We start from the raw sequence: 15,047 nt of genomic DNA on the forward strand, positions 1-15,047 counted from the left end.
TAATTGATCTCCACAGCTAACATCACGATGCAGTTCGGCGCCAAGCCGCTATTCGAAAACGTTTCGGTCAAATTCGGCGCGGGCAACCGCTACGGCCTGATCGGCGCCAACGGTTGCGGCAAGTCGACTTTCATGAAAATCCTCGGTGGCGACCTTGAGCCTTCCGGTGGCCAGGTCATGCTCGAGCCGAACGTGCGTCTGGGTAAATTGCGCCAGGACCAGTTCGCTTACGAAGAATTCACCGTGATCGACACCGTGATCATGGGTCACGAAGAGCTGTGGAAGGTCAAGGCCGAGCGCGACCGTATCTACTCGCTGCCGGAAATGACTGAAGAAGACGGCATGGCCGTGGCCGAGCTGGAAACCGAATTCGCCGAAATGGACGGCTACACCGCCGAATCCCGTGCCGGTGAATTGCTGCTGGGTCTGGGTATCGGCATCGAGCAACACTTTGGCCCGATGAGCGAAGTGTCTCCAGGCTGGAAACTGCGCGTATTGCTGGCGCAGGCGCTGTTCTCCGATCCTGAAGTACTGTTGCTCGACGAACCGACCAACCACCTGGACATCAACACCATCCGCTGGCTGGAAAACGTGCTGACCCAGCGCTCCAGCCTGATGATCATCATCTCTCACGACCGTCACTTCCTGAACAGCGTGTGCACCCACATGGCTGACCTGGATTACGGCGAGCTGCGTCTGTTCCCGGGCAACTACGACGAGTACATGACCGTGGCGACCCAGTCCCGCGAGCAACTGCTGTCGGACAACGCCAAGAAGAAAGCGCAGATTTCGGAACTGCAATCGTTCGTCAGCCGCTTCTCGGCCAACGCCTCGAAAGCCAAGCAGGCCACCTCCCGTGCCAAGGCGATCGACAAGATCCAGCTGGCCGAGGTCAAGCCTTCGAGCCGTGTGAGCCCGTTCATCCGTTTCGAACAAACCAAGAAGCTGCACCGTCAGGCGGTCATCGTCGAACGCATGGCCAAAGGCTTCGACGGCAAGACGCTGTTCAAGGACTTCAGCTTCCAGGTTGAAGCTGGCGAGCGCGTTGCGATCATCGGTCCGAACGGTATCGGTAAAACCACCCTGCTGCGCACCCTGGTCAACGAACTGACCCCGGATGCCGGTACTGTGAAGTGGACCGACGCCGCGGAACTGGGTTACTACGCCCAGGACCACGCACACGACTTCGAAGACGACTGCAACCTGTTCGACTGGATGGGCCAGTGGACTCAAGGCGGCGAGCAACTGGTTCGTGGCACTCTCGGTCGCATGCTGTTCTCCAACGACGAGATCCTCAAGTCGGTCAAGGTCATCTCCGGTGGTGAGCAAGGTCGCATGCTGTTCGGCAAGCTGATCCTGCAAAAGCCGAACGTGTTGATCATGGACGAACCGACCAACCACTTGGACATGGAATCCATCGAGGCGCTGAACCTGGCGCTGGAGAACTACCCGGGCACGCTGATCTTCGTCAGCCACGACCGTGAGTTTGTATCGTCGCTGGCAACCCGCATTATCGAGCTCAGCCCTAGCGGCGTGATCGACTTCAGCGGCACCTATGATGATTACCTGCGTAGCCAGGGCGTTGTGTTCTAAGCGTTCGCAATAAATGAAAAGCCCTGTCCTCGTGACGGGGCTTTTTGCATTTCAGGGCTGAATATTTTTCGGTGCAGAGGACCTCTTCGCGGGCAAGTCGGATCGCCGCATCGCTCGCTCCTACAGGATTTGCGTCGTGCGCAATTGTTGTGGACGACTTTGATCCCGTAGGAGCGAGGCTTGCCCGCGAAGGGGCCTTCAGACACCACGAATATAGTTAGCCTGCTTTCTTTTATTTCACACCCAAGCCATGATGCAGCTCTCCCACCGCCGCCCGCGAACGAGCCCACATGTCTGCGCAGCAACAGTCCCCGCAAAGCTCCCTGGCGATCACCCTGCAGATCGTCTCCATCGTTTTTTATACTTTTATTGCCTTCCTCTGCATCGGTATGCCGATTGCGGTGTTGCCGGGGTATGTCCATGAGCAACTGGGTTTCAGCGCGATCATCGCGGGGCTGACCATTGGCTCGCAATACTTGGCCACCCTGCTCAGCCGGCCCATGGCCGGGCGCATGTCGGACAGCATCGGCACTAAGCGGGCGATTATTTACGGGTTGACGGGGATTGTGTTGAGCGGCGTGTTGACGTTGCTTTCGACGTTGTTGCAAAGCTTGCCGCTGCTCAGTCTGTTGATCCTGATCGCCGGTCGCTTGTTACTTGGGATCGCCCAAGGACTGATCGGCGTCGGCACCATCAGTTGGTGCATGGGCCAGGTCGGGGCTCAACACACGGCCCGTTCAATCTCCTGGAACGGCATTGCGTCTTACGGCGCCATCGCTATTGGCGCACCGCTGGGCGTGGTGATGGTCGCCGAGTATGGGTTCGCCAGTTTGGGGATCGCACTGTCGCTTTTAGCCCTTGCCGCGCTGCTGCTGATCCGCAACAAACCTTCAGTGCCGGTGGTTCGCGGCGAGCGGCTGCCATTTTGGGCAGTGTTCGGGCGCATTGCACCGTTCGGGGCGAGCCTGAGCCTGGCCTCCATCGGTTACGGCACGCTGACCACCTTTATTACCCTGTATTACGTCAGCCGTGGCTGGGCCGGCGCCGCGTATTGCCTGACGGTATTCGGCGTCTGCTTTATTTTGGCGCGACTGCTATTCATCTCCAGTATCAGCCGTTTCGGCGGATTCACCTCGGCGATTGCCTGCATGAGCATTGAAACCGTGGGCCTGGGGCTCCTGTGGCTGGCCCCTTCGACTGGATATGCGTTGATCGGCGCAGGCCTGACCGGTTTTGGCTTGTCGCTCGTCTATCCGGCGCTGGGTGTTGAAGCGATCAAACAGGTGCCCAATTCCAGTCGCGGCGCAGGTTTGAGTGCCTATGCGGTATTTTTTGATCTGGCACTGGCAATCGCCGGGCCGTTGATGGGCGCGGTGGCGTTAAACCTGGGGTATACGTGGATTTTCTTTAGTGCGGCGTTGTTGTCGGTGACTGGCCTTGGCTTGACCTTGCTACTGAAACACCGCGCGATGGCCTAACCAACACAATCCTGTAGGAGCCGAGCTTGCTCGCGATGGCGGCGTCACATTCAACAAATGCGTCGCCAGACAGGCCGCCATCGCGAGCAAGCTCGGCTCCTACTGATCGGCGGTTTGCAGGCCCGCCCGGGTTGCGATGCCCAGCGAGCGAGTGAAGAAACGCCCGGCCTCGGAAATCATGTCGCGATGAATGCCTTCACGGTCGACACCATCGGCGTCGGTACACAGTGCCGGCATGGCGATGATCTGTTCTTCGTTGCACGGCGCCATGAACACGAAATGCCCCGCGCCAGCCAGCAATTTGAAATCCGGTGCGATCGGCAGTTTGCGCGCAAGCGCCGCAGCGTTTTTATCGAACGCCACCAGTTTGTCGCCATCGCCACTGTAAAGCAGTACCGGCACATGCACGTCCGCCAGCGTTTGACGGCCGAACTTCAAACTCAACGGCGCCATCAACAGCAAGGCATGCACGCGCGGGTCGGCCACGGGTTGCAGGTCATCGCGGTCGACGATCAGTTCGCCTTGGGTGTTGCAAGCATCGTGGTCGTCCGGACGCTCGTGGCAATAGCGGCGCAGGCGATCCAGGTCCGGCGTGGCACCTGAAAGAATCAACGCCGTCTCACCGCCCGCCGAATAGCCAATCACCCCGACCTGATTGGCATTGACGAACGGCGCGAGCATGCGATCGCCCAAGGTGGCGGTAATGGCTTCGGAAATCTGGATGGGCCGGCCGTAAAGGTTACTCAACGTACCGAGGCGACTGTGGTCTTTGGAGTTGTCGCCGGGATGGATCACCGCGACCACCACAAAGCCTTTGCGCGCCAGCGAGGTGGCAAGGTAATGCAGGGCCAGCGGGGTTCCGGTGTTGCCATGGGACAGCATCAGCATCGGGAAGCGCCCGATAGCCACAGGGATGTCTTCCCCGGCTTCGACCGTGTAGCCCTCGATATTACTGGTGTGTTCTCTGGCGCTGGAGGGATAGAACGCGATGGCGTGCATCGGTTGCAAATCGAGGGGGTCGAGAAAACTCATCTCATGGAAGCCGACGCTCCAGTGAGGATGCGGCGCAGGCGCGGCGTGAACTGAATTCAGGCTGCTGAGCAGGCAAAACAGTAACGCTGCACAAAGACGCACCATAAGGATGCCCCACCATTTGTTACTTGACCGCAAAGCCCGTTCTCCTCGGTTTATCGAGGCAGCGGCCTTGTACCAGCAATTTGCGGCCACCAAGGTCGTTGCAGAACGGGGACGTTAACCCCGTGCTGCATAACCTGGGCCACAACCTGTAACAGCCAGAAACAAAAAACTCCGCACCTGGCACTTGCGTGATCAGAATACAGAGTTTTTTGAGGTGTTGCCTGAGCAGTTAGACGTCTTTTACGCAAGCCTTACGCAGCGGCGAACAATTGCTCGCTGATTTGCGCTTGAGCGTCGCTCATGGCTTTAGTACGCACTTCGTCACCGTAGGCCAGGCCGTGGGCACGGACAAACTCGATGTCGGTGATGCCGATGAAGCCGAACAGCACTTTCAAGTACTCTTCGTGAGCCACGCCCGTGGCCTGACCGGCATGCAAGCCACCGGAAGTCGAAACGATCACGACTTTCTTGCCACCGCACAGGCCTTCAGGGCCGGCTTCGGTGTAACGGAAGGTCTGTCCGGCAACGGCGATGCGATCGATCCAGGCCTTGAGTTGGGTCGGGATGGTGAAGTTGTACATCGGTGCGGCAATCACGACAGCATCGGCGGCGAGGAATTCGGCCAGGGTGGTGGCGCTCAGTTCGGCTTCGTGCTGTTGGGCGGCGTTGCGCAGTTCGGCGGTAGTACCGGCGGCGACCAGCGTTGTGGCGGAGAAATGGCTGATGGCATCGGCGGCCAGATCGCGGTAAGTGACCACGGCGTTCGGCTCTGCGGTTTGCCAGGCTTTAACGACTTCGCTGCTCAGCAGACGGGAAGCCGAGTTGTCACCAAGAATGCTCGAATCGATATGCAACAGTTTCATGTGGGATCTCCAGGTGAGGACCGCCACGGGGCGATCTGATGGAAAGAATCCTACAGACGAAACCAATAACTGATTAGACCGCAACAATGCGATAGTTCGTCCCACTGATAGAACAATTGGACTGCCGTCATGCAAGACCTCAACGATCTCTACTATTTTGCCAAGGTGGTTGAAGCCGGCGGCTTCGCGGCCGCCGGGCGTTTGCTCGGGATACCCAAATCGCGCCTTTCACGGCGCATTGCCGAACTGGAAGAACGCCTTGGCGCGCGTCTGCTGCAACGCACCACCCGCCAACTCAAGCTGACGGCCGTGGGCGAGCGCTACCTGCGGCACTGTCAGGCAATGCTGCTGGAAGCCGAAATGGCCGATGAAGCGGTGGCCAGCATGTCCAGCGAACCGCGCGGGCGACTGCGGGTGTCCTGCCCCGTCGGCCTGGCGCATGAGAGATTGCCGACGGTCATCGCACGGTTTCTTGAAAAATACCCCCAGGTACAGCTGGAAGTCATGTTGGTCAATCGCCGGGTCGACCTGGTGACTGAAGGCGTCGACGTCGCCTTGCGCGTGCGTGAGTTGGGCGACGAAGATCCGTTATTGGTCACTCGACGCTTGCGCCAGGCGCAAATGGTCATGGTCGCCACCCCCGAATTTTTGCACGGACAGGAAGTCAACCAACCCGAAGACCTGAAGAACCTTCCTATACTCGGCGCCCTCGAAGCCGACCGCATGGTGCATATCCGCCTGCTGGATCAAAAGGGCAAAAGTCTTGAGCTGAGCCTGGAAGCGCGGCTGGGCATCGACGACTTCATCGTGCGCAAGGCCTGCACCCTCGCCGGTCAGGGCTTTACCTTGCTGCCTATGATGTATTGCGAGCAGGAGCTGGAATCGGGCTCGCTGGTACAACTGCTACCCGAATGGTCATTGCCGGGCGGCTGGCTGCAAGCGGTATACCCTCATCGGCGCGGGGTGATGCCCGCGGTTCGTGCCTGGCTCGACCACTTGATCGAATCATTCAACGCCTGTGGGGACCGACTGATATGAAGGCAGCACGTATGAGCGAAGAGGACGTCGCACAGTTCTGTCTCGCGCTGCCGGGTGCGCGGGAGGACTATAAGTGGGGCGGTGTGCGGGTGTTTTCGATTGCCGGGAACAAGATGTTCGCGTTGCAGAACCTGCGCGGCGACTCCCTGGCCTTCAAAGTCGACAAGGACCTGTTTCTGGGGCATTGCGACCGGCCGGGCATCCACCCGGCCCCCTATTTGGCGAGAGCCCAGTGGATCATCATGCAAACGCCCTACCCGCTGGGTGCCGAAGAGCTGCAAGGCTTGTTGCAACGTTCCCACCAACTGGTGGTGAGCAAGTTGCCCAAGCGCACCCAGGTGGGATTGCTGCTTTAAAGCAATGCCAGCAGGTTCGCACCGAGGAACAACTGGTCGATCCAGAACACCTCGTGCAGCAACACAATCAGCCAGAACAGCAGCTGATAGGAGACTTTGCGGGTCTTGTGTCGAAACACCTGCTGGGCCAGCAAGGCACCGGGCCAGCCACCCGCCAGTTCAACCGCGTGCAAGACGTTTTCCGGCGTGCGCCAGCTGTCAGCGCGGGCCTTGCGCTTGTCGCTCCAGTACAGGAAAAACGCCAGCACACTGACGATTCCGTACGCCGCCAGCGGAATCAACGACATCCCGCGCAGCCAGAGCGACACCGAACCAAACATCGGCAGCGCGCAAAGCACTGCAAAAACCAGCAGTTTCAGCCGTAGATTCTGAATGTTCTCTCCCCCGGACCTGCGTCCGGGGTTGCGGCGCGTGCCGGCATCACTCATGGCTTGACCGCAGACCAGTCGACCCAGCCAAACTGCCAGGTCGCCAAAATCACCAGGCCGAACACGATTCGATACCAGGCAAACGCCGCGTAGCTGTGGCTGGCGATGAACTTGAGCAAGCCACGGACCGCGATCATGGCGAAGATGAACGCCGTCACGAAACCAATCGCGAACACCGGAAAATCCGCTGGCACGAACAAGTGACGGTATTTGAAACCCGAATACACCGCCGCAGCAACCATGGTCGGCATCGCCAGGAAGAACGAGAATTCGGTAGCAGTCTTGCGCGACAGGCCGAACAGCAACCCGCCAATGATGGTCGATCCGGAACGCGAAGTACCCGGAATCATGGCCAGGCACTGGGCGAAACCGACTTTCAGCGCATCTTGCCACGTAATCTCGTCGACGGTTTCCGCATGCACCTCATGTTGGCGTTTCTCGGCCCACAACATAATGATCCCGCCCACCACCAGCGCCGTGGCGACGGTAATCGGGTTGAACAGGTAATGGTGAATCAAGTCGGAGAAAATCACCCCCAGTACCACGGCCGGCATGAAAGCAATCAACAGGTTGGCAGTGAAACGTCGAGCGCTCGGTTGCGTCGGCAAACCGGTGACCACATCGAGAATCTTGCGGCGGAACTCCCACACCACCGCCAGGATCGCACCCAACTGGATAATGATGTTGAACGCGATAGCGCGTTCACCACCGAAATCGAGCAAGTCGGCCACGATGATTTGGTGCCCGGTACTGGAAATGGGCAGAAACTCCGTCAGCCCTTCCACTACGCCAAGTATCAATGCCTGAAAGGCAGTCCACAGATCCATCAATCCCCCAAAAAGCGATGCCCCCAGGCATGCCCCGTTAGTTTTTTTAAACGTTCATCGCGCTGAGCGTAGCTGAAGTTCCGCGCGCACAGGATCCAGACGGAACCGTAAAAATTCCGTGAAAATCCAACCCGGATTCAGGTTTTTCCGCGCGGGGCCGAAATCCTATCAGACAAGCCTTTATAACGCTGCCGCGGAATAGGACTTGGGTTGCATATGCCCGCCCGGCAACGCGTGGCTGGATGCTGGCAATCGTTTATGACAAGAAAAAAATATTGGAGTGACGGCGTTTTGAACAGCTTGCGCAGTGTGTCGATCAGCCGACGCTTGTGGCTCATCTTGATCGTGTCGGTGGTGATGTTGATGCTCAAGCAATTGCGCGTGTAACACGCCCTCTGTAGCAGCTGCCGAGCAGCGCGAGGCTGCGTCCGGCTGCGCAGCAGTCGAAAACCTGAGTACGCGAAGCTCCTGAACCACCATACAACCTGATTTCACGACGACTTCGTCGCCGAACGCAGCCTCGCGCTGCTCGTCAGCTTCTACAAGCGGGATGCAGCTTCGTTGCTACAGGTTCTACTTGGTGGCAGCTGCCGGTACAATCCGCCCCCCTATTTCGCTTTCCCAAGGAACCTCCATGTCCGGGCTTGAACTGTTTGCCGCCGCCCTCGGTGTGATCGCCGTCTGGTTGACGGTCAAACAGAACCCCTGGTGCTGGCCGATCGGTCTGGTCATGGTGCTGCTTTATAGCTGGATCTTTTTTGAGGTGAAGCTGTATTCGGACATGCTCCTGCAAGTGGTCTACGCGGCGCTGCAACTCTACGGCTGGCGGCAATGGACACGTGCAGGCGAGGCGAAGACCGGTCGGCAGGTCAGCCGGCTCGACGCAAAGGCAGTGGCCCTGAGCCTTGCGGTCGGCGCGCTGGGCAGTGTGCTGTTGGGCGCCGCCATGGCGCACTGGACCGATGCCGCCCAGCCATGGCTCGACGCCGCACTGACCGGGTTCAGCCTGGTCGCGCAGATGTGGATGGCGCAAAAGCGCGTGCAATGCTGGCCACTGTGGATCGCCGTTGATGTGATTTTCGTCGGGCTGTTCATCTATAAAGGCATGTACCTCACGTCTGCCCTCTATGCACTGTTCCTGTTGCTGGCGGTGCAAGGCTGGCGTGAATGGCGTGCCGACCCGGCATTACGCGCATGAAGGTATTGGTGCTCACGGGGCCGGAATCCAGTGGCAAGAGCTGGCTTTCGGGCGAGATTCACGCCAATTTTGGCGGCATATTGATCAATGAGTACGTTCGGCATTTCATCGACAGCGAAGCTCGCAATACCTGCTACGACGATATTACGTCGATAGCACATGGCCAGTTGGCTTGGGAAGATGAAGCACGAGCCAAACAGCCGTCACTGCTGATCCTCGATACGCATCTCTTAAGCAATATCCTTTGGAGTCGCACGTTGTTTGATGATTGCCCGACATGGATCGAGCAAGCATTGCTGGAACGGCACTACGACCTGCATTTGCTGCTGAGCCCTGAAACCGTGGCTTGGCATGACGACGGGCAGCGTTGCCAACCGCAACTGGCAGAACGCCAGGCGTTTTTCCAGGCAAGCCGCCAATGGCTTGACCTGCACCGCCAGCCTTGTCAGGTACTGCAAGGTGATTGGCAGCAGCGCAAGGACGCGGCATTCGAGGCTGTGACACGCTTGCTCAAGGTGTAATAGGGGTGTGCCCCACCGAAAATGTCCATTCCTGGAACATCCAGCCCTGCGCAAACCCGCGAGCTAAAGCGGTTTTAGCACTTTGGCAAGAAAATGTTAAATCACTGATACAACCTGCCTTCAACGACTTCTGGCCATCGGCGTCACCGACGATGCGCCAGACTTTTCCTTCAGTCTGAAATTCCCATACTACTTCTAATTGGCCCCCACAAAAAAACCGCTTTTCCGCGGTTTTTTTGTTGATGGCGTGTTCAAAGCTTTTACTTTCAGCTTGCAGCTAAAAACTTGCACCTCAACGTATATGATGCTTGTGCAACAAACGGTAAAAAGTAGGCCTGGATATCCCCAGCACCTTGGCGGCGACGCTCAAATTATCGCTGTGGCGGTTAAGTACATCACACAAGGCCTGGCGCTCCGCCCGGTCCTTGTAGTTCTCCAACGTACCCATCGGCGTGGCAGTGGTGTGCTGACTGATCAACCCCAAGTCTCGCGCCTCGATCTGCCGGCCTTCGGCCAACACCAGCCCGCGTCGTACCCGGTTGGCCAACTCGCGCACATTGCCCGGCCAGTCATGCTTGCCCATGGCAATCAGCGCGTCTTCGCTGAAACTGCGAGGACGGCGGCCGGTTTCATGGCTGTAGAAGTGGGAAAAGTGGTTGGCCAGCATCAACAGGTCGGCATGGCGCTCACGCAGTGGAGCGGTGTCGACTTGCAGTACGTTCAGGCGGTAATACAAATCTTCGCGAAAGCGTTTCTTTTCGATCATGGCCTCAAGGTCTACGTGAGTCGCCGCCAACACCCGCACATCCACCGGTATCGGCTCACCGCCACCCACACGCTCGATGTGTTTCTCCTGTAGGAAGCGCAGCAGATGGGCTTGCAGCTCCAAGGGTAAGTCACCGATCTCGTCGAGAAACAGTGTGCCGCCATTGGCCGCTTCGATCCGTCCGACCTTGCGTTGATGGGCGCCAGTAAAGGCCCCCTTCTCATGGCCAAACAGCTCGGACTGGATCAGGTGTTCGGGAATCGCACCGCAATTGATCGCCACAAAAGGTTTGCTGTGGCGCAGGGACTGGCGGTGCAGGGTGCGGGCCACCAATCCCTTACCGGTACCGCTTTCACCACGAATCAATACCGGAGACTCGGTGGGCGCCAGCTTGTTCAGCAATTTGCGCAGTTCACAAATCGACTTGCTGTCGCCAAGTAGCTCGTGTTCATTCTGATTGATGTGAATCGCACCCTGCCCGCGCAGGCGCGCCATGCCGAACGCCCGCCCCAGCGTGACTTGAACCCGGGCGACGTCAAACGGCAAGGTATGGAAGTCGAAAAACCATTCGCAAACGAAATCCCCGACATTCTGCAAGCGCAGCACTTCCTGATTGAGTACAGCGATCCACTCGGTGCCACTGCGACTGATCAGCTCTTTGACAGGGTCGGGGTGTGCCAGATGAAAGGGTTGTAAACGCAACAGGCCAACGTCGCAGATTCGATCGACGGCGCTCTCCAGGGAACAGCTATCAACATCCCACCCCACAGAGCGCAAACCCGGGAATAGACGATGGCAGTCGTCACAGGGGTCTACTACTAATAGACGTCGTAGCGCGGGCGCTTCGATCATGGACTGTTCCTTGACGCCAAATTATAGGAAATATTCGCAAAAACAGTCATTTACCGGACCTGGCTGTAACATTAGCAAGAAACTGACAGACCCTTGTATCGATTGACTATAGGGGCGCTACTTAATTAGTTATAAGAATTTTTCTTGTGAGTTACCTGACGAGTCGTATCTTTCGTTCAGCTTTCAAAAGATGCCCGGCATTGAGTATTTGAAGGAAAGTTGAAATTTCTTTTGATTGCGTGTGACCTGACCCACTGTTGGGGGCATCAGTACAAGTAACCAGCCGAACGGTAAGCCCAACCGACGGCACATCACTTGATTGGGCATACAGAGATAAGACCCCATGACCGCCTCGCTCCGTATCAACGAAGCTCTTTTGATTGCCAAGCGCGCGTTTAAACCCTTCAAATACATCGCCTGGGCTCAACAAGACGGCAATGGCGAGCTCTGCATCACCGTCATAGACCGCACCAATACCCATATCGGTCACGCCCAAATCCCCAGCAGCGCCTATTCCGACCCAGTACAACTCGAACTCCTGCTGCAGCAGGCCCGTGCCGAGTTGAGCCAGGAAGGTTATAAACTGCAATCGTGGTCCATGCCGCATTAAGGGGTTTGCGGATTACTTCAACGTAGTCCGCCCCTTCGCCTTCTATCCAGTTGGCTGTTTTCAACAGTAACAGCGCACCCAAACTCCAACTTCGCCGTATCGAATTACTTGGCAGGCTTGTCAGTGGTTCGAAAAGACACTGTTCTGGCACACAGTGACCCTCCGCTTGTTAGTTATGACAGTTGTGTGATTGTTGATTCAGGGATTGAATGTTTAGCAGGCAGTTGCCCGCCCGTCCCTTGGGTTTCGGTCAGCTCGCAAGGAGATGCGCGCATGCCACACCAGACGGCTTTTGCCCTACCTGCATCGCGGCACACAGCTGGCGACCTGGATCACAGTTTCGCCTGCAGTGGCAAAACCCACGTGTATTTCGCCGATAGCATTTCAAGCATCGCTAAAAGCGTGGAGATGGACGCCAATGGTCGCGTGCTGGTCGCGGCGACCGTCGGCATGCCGAATGGCAGCTGCTTTGGCCTCGCTCGATTACTGGAAGACGGCTCGGCGGACCTCGCATTTGGCACTAACGGAAGCGTTATCGGGCAGTTCCAGCGCGGTCACGAGGCAATGGCGGGCAAAGTCCACGTCCTCACCAACGGGCATATTCTGGTGGCCGGCCTGCACTATGAAAACGCTCACCGAACGCTGCCGGCATTGGCGCTGTTCGATTCGCAAGGTCACCCCGTCGAACACTTCGCGGACAACGGGCTCTGTGTCGTACGCCTGCCGGGTAACCTGTCCCTGGGCATGCGCGATCTCTGGCTTCCCCCTGGCGTCCCTGGGGCCGAAGCCTGCGACGTACAGGTCCAGACTGACGGCAAAATCCTGCTGCTGGCCAACCACCATTTCGAACTGGCCGATCATGTCGGCCTGCTGATCCGCCTCACCCGCCAAGGCGAGTTGGACACGTCCTTCAACGGCCGCGGCTTCGTGGTTGTCAGGCATTTACTGATGAACTCCTGGCTCAGCAGCCTGATGGTGCAACGCGATGGTCGGATCATGGTAGGTGGATCAGTCAATTTCCCCGAAGAAGGCTTGCTGGCCCGCTACCTCCCCGACGGCCGTCTGGATGAGTCCTTCGCTGTGGATGGTTTTATGACGTTCAGGGCTGCGGAGCACGGCGCTCAGGTCAGCCAGATCATCGAGCAGGACAATGGCGACTTGCAATGTCTTGGCAGCAGTCGCGACCCGATGCAATGCCTTGCCTTGAAAATACACAGCAATGGTCGCCCAGACGTTCATTGCAACGGCGGCCAGCCTCAGTTACTGAAAATTGGCCGCAGCGGCTGCCAGTGGACTGCCGCCCGGCGCCAGTCAGATGGTCGTGTGTTGGCGGTTGGCGCCACCCTCGGCGGGATCGAAGCCGATTTCCTGTTAGCCCGCTATTTACCCGGCGGGCAGCTCGACCCCGGCTTTGCCGAAGGCACCTGCTGGGTTCGCACACGTCTTGGCCGCCACCTGGACACCGCGACGTCGGTGGCCATTCAGGCTGACGGAAGAATTGTCGTGGGCGGTTATTCACTGGATGACAACTACAAGGCCGTTGTAGTGCGCTATCTCGGCTAGGCTGAACCGCTTTTCCGCGCTTGATATTCCGATCTTGTTACGGCAAGTTGCGCGCTTCTTAAAACAAGGAGCAGCCGATGTCCGGTTCAATGGCCCAGGCGTTCGCGCACAACTTTCTCGGCCACTCACCTCGCTGGTATAAGGCGAGCATTCTCGGTTTCCTCATTCTCAACGCACTGGTGCTGTGGACGGTCGGTCCGGTCGCAGCCGGTTGGTTGCTGGTGCTGGAATTCATTTTCACCCTGGCCATGGCGCTCAAGTGCTATCCGCTGATGCCTGGCGGTCTGCTGCTGATCGAAGCACTGCTGCTGCAAATGACCACGCCGCAGGCGCTGTATGACGAACTGCTGCACAACTTTCCGGTCATCCTGCTGCTGATGTTCATGGTGGCCGGCATCTACTTCATGAAAGATCTGTTGCTGTTCCTGTTTTCGCGCTTGCTACTGGGTGTTCGTTCCAAGGCGCTGCTGGCGTTGATGTTCTGCTTCCTCTCGGCATTCCTGTCGGCCTTCCTGGATGCCTTGACCGTAACTGCGGTGATTATCAGTGCGGCCGTAGGTTTTTATTCGGTCTATCACCGCGTCGCCTCGGGTAATGATCCACGCCAGGACAGCGCGTACAGCGATGACCGCAATTTGCCCACCCTTCACCATGAAGACCTCGAACAGTTCCGCGCCTTCTTGCGTAGCCTGTTGATGCACGGTGCCGTAGGCACGGCATTAGGCGGGGTGTGCACGCTGGTGGGTGAGCCGCAGAACCTGCTGATCGGCCATGAGATGGGCTGGCATTTCGCCGAATTCTTTTTGAAGGTTGCCCCGGTTTCGCTGCCGGTGCTGGTCGCCGGCCTGGTGACCTGCGTGCTGCTGGAGAAACTGCGATGGTTCGGTTACGGCACCCTGCTGCCGGACAATGTCCGCGCGGTGCTGGCCAACTATGCCGCCGAGGATAACGCCGAGCGCACCGCACGCCAGCGCGCTGCCTTGTTGGTGCAAGGCGCCGCGGCGTTGATCCTGATTGCAGGGTTGGCGTTTCACATCGCGGAAGTCGGCCTGATCGGGTTGATGGTAATCGTGTTGATTACTGCGTTCACCGGCATCACCGACGAGCACCGTATCGGCAATGCCTTCAAGGACGCTATGCCATTCACCGCGTTACTGGTGGTGTTTTTTGCGGTGGTGGCAGTGATTCACGACCAGCAATTGTTCACTCCGCTGATCCAGTGGGTATTGACGCTGCCGGCCAATCAGCAACCTGGCATGCTGTTCATTGCCAACGGCTTGCTGTCCGCCATCAGCGACAATGTGTTTGTGGCGACCATTTACATCACTGAAGTGAAACAGGCGTTTATCACCGGCCATATGAGCCGCGAACACTTCGAGACGCTGGCCATTGCGATCAACACCGGGACAAACCTGCCAAGCGTGGCGACGCCTAATGGCCAAGCGGCGTTTCTGTTTCTGCTGACCTCGGCGATTGCGCCGCTGATTCGCCTGTCATACGGGAAGATGGTGTGGATGGCGTTGCCATACACCGTGGTGATGGGTGTTCTCGGGTGGTATGCCGTTAGTTTCTGGCTGTAACACAGACTAACAACTGTAGGAGTGAGCCTGCTCCGGGCGGCGTTCCGACGATAGCGGTCTGACATTCAACGATGATGTTGACTGGTATGGCCTCATCGCGAGCAGGCTCACTCCTATGTATGGACTCGCCCCCACTGTCTACCTGCTTTTCAAACACTGCTACCCGGTTGCATCTATGTATAAGGCCTATTCGAGGAAGCCATCTTTGGCTTCTGGCCAACATTGGTTGAGCTCACG

Annotated in this window: 15 protein-coding genes; 10 read left to right on the forward strand and 5 right to left on the reverse strand. The window is 57.9% G+C overall.

What is annotated here, in order from left to right; genetic code table 11:
* The first annotated feature begins 3 nt into the window (after nucleotides 1-3).
* Entirely contained in the window at nucleotides 4-1,593 is a 1,590-nt protein-coding gene (locus tag KGB06_RS22480) for an ABC-F family ATPase (protein ID WP_084321611.1), read from the forward strand.
* A 290-nt stretch (nucleotides 1,594-1,883) separates the two neighbouring features.
* Nucleotides 1,884-3,071: an MFS transporter gene (locus KGB06_RS22485; protein ID WP_223519677.1), complete on the forward strand. Its 1,188-nt coding sequence runs from the start codon at nucleotides 1,884-1,886 to the stop codon at nucleotides 3,069-3,071.
* A gap of 99 nt (nucleotides 3,072-3,170) precedes the next feature.
* Here the strand turns inward: KGB06_RS22485 and KGB06_RS22490 are convergent, their stop codons facing one another.
* Both KGB06_RS22490 and KGB06_RS22495 read right to left on the reverse strand, forming a co-directional pair.
* Nucleotides 3,171-4,208, reverse strand: coding sequence for an alpha/beta hydrolase family protein (locus KGB06_RS22490; protein WP_223519679.1), 1,038 nt, complete (start codon nucleotides 4,206-4,208; stop codon nucleotides 3,171-3,173).
* A 251-nt stretch (nucleotides 4,209-4,459) separates the two neighbouring features.
* Nucleotides 4,460-5,071, reverse strand: coding sequence for an FMN-dependent NADH-azoreductase (locus KGB06_RS22495; RefSeq protein ID WP_007949372.1), 612 nt, complete (start codon nucleotides 5,069-5,071; stop codon nucleotides 4,460-4,462).
* 129 nt (nucleotides 5,072-5,200) lie between these two features.
* Here KGB06_RS22495 and KGB06_RS22500 point away from each other — a divergent pair, with 129 nt between their 5' ends.
* Both KGB06_RS22500 and KGB06_RS22505 read left to right on the forward strand, forming a co-directional pair.
* Entirely contained in the window at nucleotides 5,201-6,109 is a 909-nt protein-coding gene (locus KGB06_RS22500) for a LysR substrate-binding domain-containing protein (RefSeq protein ID WP_223519681.1), read from the forward strand.
* Nucleotides 6,106-6,465, forward strand: a complete 360-nt coding sequence (locus KGB06_RS22505) for an MmcQ/YjbR family DNA-binding protein (protein ID WP_150778473.1) — start codon at nucleotides 6,106-6,108, stop codon at nucleotides 6,463-6,465. Before KGB06_RS22500 ends, KGB06_RS22505 begins: the two co-directional genes overlap by 4 nt.
* On the opposite strand, the gene KGB06_RS22510 is transcribed toward KGB06_RS22505, so the two are convergent.
* Nucleotides 6,462-6,893 carry a DUF1294 domain-containing protein gene (locus KGB06_RS22510; RefSeq protein WP_223519683.1) on the reverse strand — a complete coding sequence of 144 codons (432 nt, stop codon included), beginning with the start codon at nucleotides 6,891-6,893 and terminating at the stop codon, nucleotides 6,462-6,464. The two genes, KGB06_RS22505 and KGB06_RS22510, sit on opposite strands and share 4 nt — an antisense overlap.
* Complete coding sequence (locus KGB06_RS22515) at nucleotides 6,890-7,720, reverse strand: undecaprenyl-diphosphate phosphatase (protein ID WP_223519685.1); 831 nt, start codon at nucleotides 7,718-7,720, stop codon at nucleotides 6,890-6,892. The genes KGB06_RS22510 and KGB06_RS22515 overlap by 4 nt, the downstream gene beginning before the upstream one ends.
* Before the next feature lie 258 nt (nucleotides 7,721-7,978).
* On the opposite strand from KGB06_RS22515, the gene KGB06_RS29915 reads away from it, so the two are divergent.
* From KGB06_RS29915 to KGB06_RS22525, 3 genes are all read left to right on the forward strand, one after another.
* The gene (locus tag KGB06_RS29915; protein ID WP_263288372.1) at nucleotides 7,979-8,107 is read left to right on the forward strand and encodes a hypothetical protein; all 129 of its coding nucleotides are present in this window, start codon (nucleotides 7,979-7,981) and stop codon (nucleotides 8,105-8,107) included.
* Between the two features lie 247 nt (nucleotides 8,108-8,354).
* A complete protein-coding gene (gene pnuC / locus KGB06_RS22520; protein ID WP_223519687.1) occupies nucleotides 8,355-8,918 on the forward strand; it encodes a nicotinamide riboside transporter PnuC in 564 nt (187 codons plus the stop codon).
* On the forward strand, nucleotides 8,915-9,439 hold the full coding sequence (locus tag KGB06_RS22525) for an AAA family ATPase (RefSeq protein WP_223519689.1): 525 nt from the start codon (nucleotides 8,915-8,917) through the stop codon (nucleotides 9,437-9,439). The genes pnuC and KGB06_RS22525 overlap by 4 nt, the downstream gene beginning before the upstream one ends.
* Nucleotides 9,440-9,731: 292 nt before the next feature.
* Here the strand turns inward: KGB06_RS22525 and KGB06_RS22530 are convergent, their stop codons facing one another.
* Nucleotides 9,732-11,057 (reverse strand): sigma-54 dependent transcriptional regulator, encoded by a 1,326-nt coding sequence (locus KGB06_RS22530; protein ID WP_223519691.1) that lies wholly within the window; start codon nucleotides 11,055-11,057, stop codon nucleotides 9,732-9,734.
* Between the two features lie 343 nt (nucleotides 11,058-11,400).
* Here KGB06_RS22530 and KGB06_RS22535 point away from each other — a divergent pair, with 343 nt between their 5' ends.
* From KGB06_RS22535 to nhaB, 3 genes are all read left to right on the forward strand, one after another.
* Nucleotides 11,401-11,667 (forward strand): hypothetical protein, encoded by a 267-nt coding sequence (locus KGB06_RS22535; RefSeq protein WP_223519693.1) that lies wholly within the window; start codon nucleotides 11,401-11,403, stop codon nucleotides 11,665-11,667.
* Between the two features lie 273 nt (nucleotides 11,668-11,940).
* On the forward strand, nucleotides 11,941-13,230 hold the full coding sequence (locus tag KGB06_RS22540) for a hypothetical protein (protein ID WP_223519695.1): 1,290 nt from the start codon (nucleotides 11,941-11,943) through the stop codon (nucleotides 13,228-13,230).
* A gap of 77 nt (nucleotides 13,231-13,307) precedes the next feature.
* On the forward strand, nucleotides 13,308-14,810 hold the full coding sequence (gene nhaB / locus KGB06_RS22545) for a sodium/proton antiporter NhaB (RefSeq protein WP_223519697.1): 1,503 nt from the start codon (nucleotides 13,308-13,310) through the stop codon (nucleotides 14,808-14,810).
* Nucleotides 14,811-15,047 lie beyond the last annotated feature (237 nt).

The organism is Pseudomonas sp. GL-B-19, assembly GCF_019956415.1.
In the GTDB taxonomy this organism is placed as follows: Bacteria; Pseudomonadota; Gammaproteobacteria; order Pseudomonadales; family Pseudomonadaceae; genus Aquipseudomonas.

Bases quoted from the DNA above. Each gene is read 5' to 3' on its own strand.
- KGB06_RS22500 (WP_223519681.1), top strand. From the start codon at position 5,201: ATGCAAGACCTCAACGATCTCTACTATTTTGCCAAGGTGGTTGAAGCC.
- pnuC (WP_223519687.1), top strand. From the start codon at position 8,355: ATGTCCGGGCTTGAACTGTTTGCCGCCGCCCTCGGTGTGATCGCCGTC.
- KGB06_RS22505 (WP_150778473.1), top strand. From the start codon at position 6,106: ATGAAGGCAGCACGTATGAGCGAAGAGGACGTCGCACAGTTCTGTCTC.
- KGB06_RS22535 (WP_223519693.1), top strand. From the start codon at position 11,401: ATGACCGCCTCGCTCCGTATCAACGAAGCTCTTTTGATTGCCAAGCGC.
- KGB06_RS22510 (WP_223519683.1), bottom strand. From the start codon at position 6,893: ATGAGTGATGCCGGCACGCGCCGCAACCCCGGACGCAGGTCCGGGGGA.
- KGB06_RS22495 (WP_007949372.1), bottom strand. From the start codon at position 5,071: ATGAAACTGTTGCATATCGATTCGAGCATTCTTGGTGACAACTCGGCT.
- KGB06_RS22540 (WP_223519695.1), top strand. From the start codon at position 11,941: ATGCCACACCAGACGGCTTTTGCCCTACCTGCATCGCGGCACACAGCT.
- KGB06_RS22525 (WP_223519689.1), top strand. From the start codon at position 8,915: ATGAAGGTATTGGTGCTCACGGGGCCGGAATCCAGTGGCAAGAGCTGG.
- KGB06_RS22485 (WP_223519677.1), top strand. From the start codon at position 1,884: ATGTCTGCGCAGCAACAGTCCCCGCAAAGCTCCCTGGCGATCACCCTG.
- KGB06_RS22490 (WP_223519679.1), bottom strand. From the start codon at position 4,208: ATGGTGCGTCTTTGTGCAGCGTTACTGTTTTGCCTGCTCAGCAGCCTG.
- KGB06_RS29915 (WP_263288372.1), top strand. From the start codon at position 7,979: ATGACAAGAAAAAAATATTGGAGTGACGGCGTTTTGAACAGCTTGCGC.
- nhaB (WP_223519697.1), top strand. From the start codon at position 13,308: ATGTCCGGTTCAATGGCCCAGGCGTTCGCGCACAACTTTCTCGGCCAC.
- KGB06_RS22515 (WP_223519685.1), bottom strand. From the start codon at position 7,720: ATGGATCTGTGGACTGCCTTTCAGGCATTGATACTTGGCGTAGTGGAA.
- KGB06_RS22530 (WP_223519691.1), bottom strand. From the start codon at position 11,057: ATGATCGAAGCGCCCGCGCTACGACGTCTATTAGTAGTAGACCCCTGT.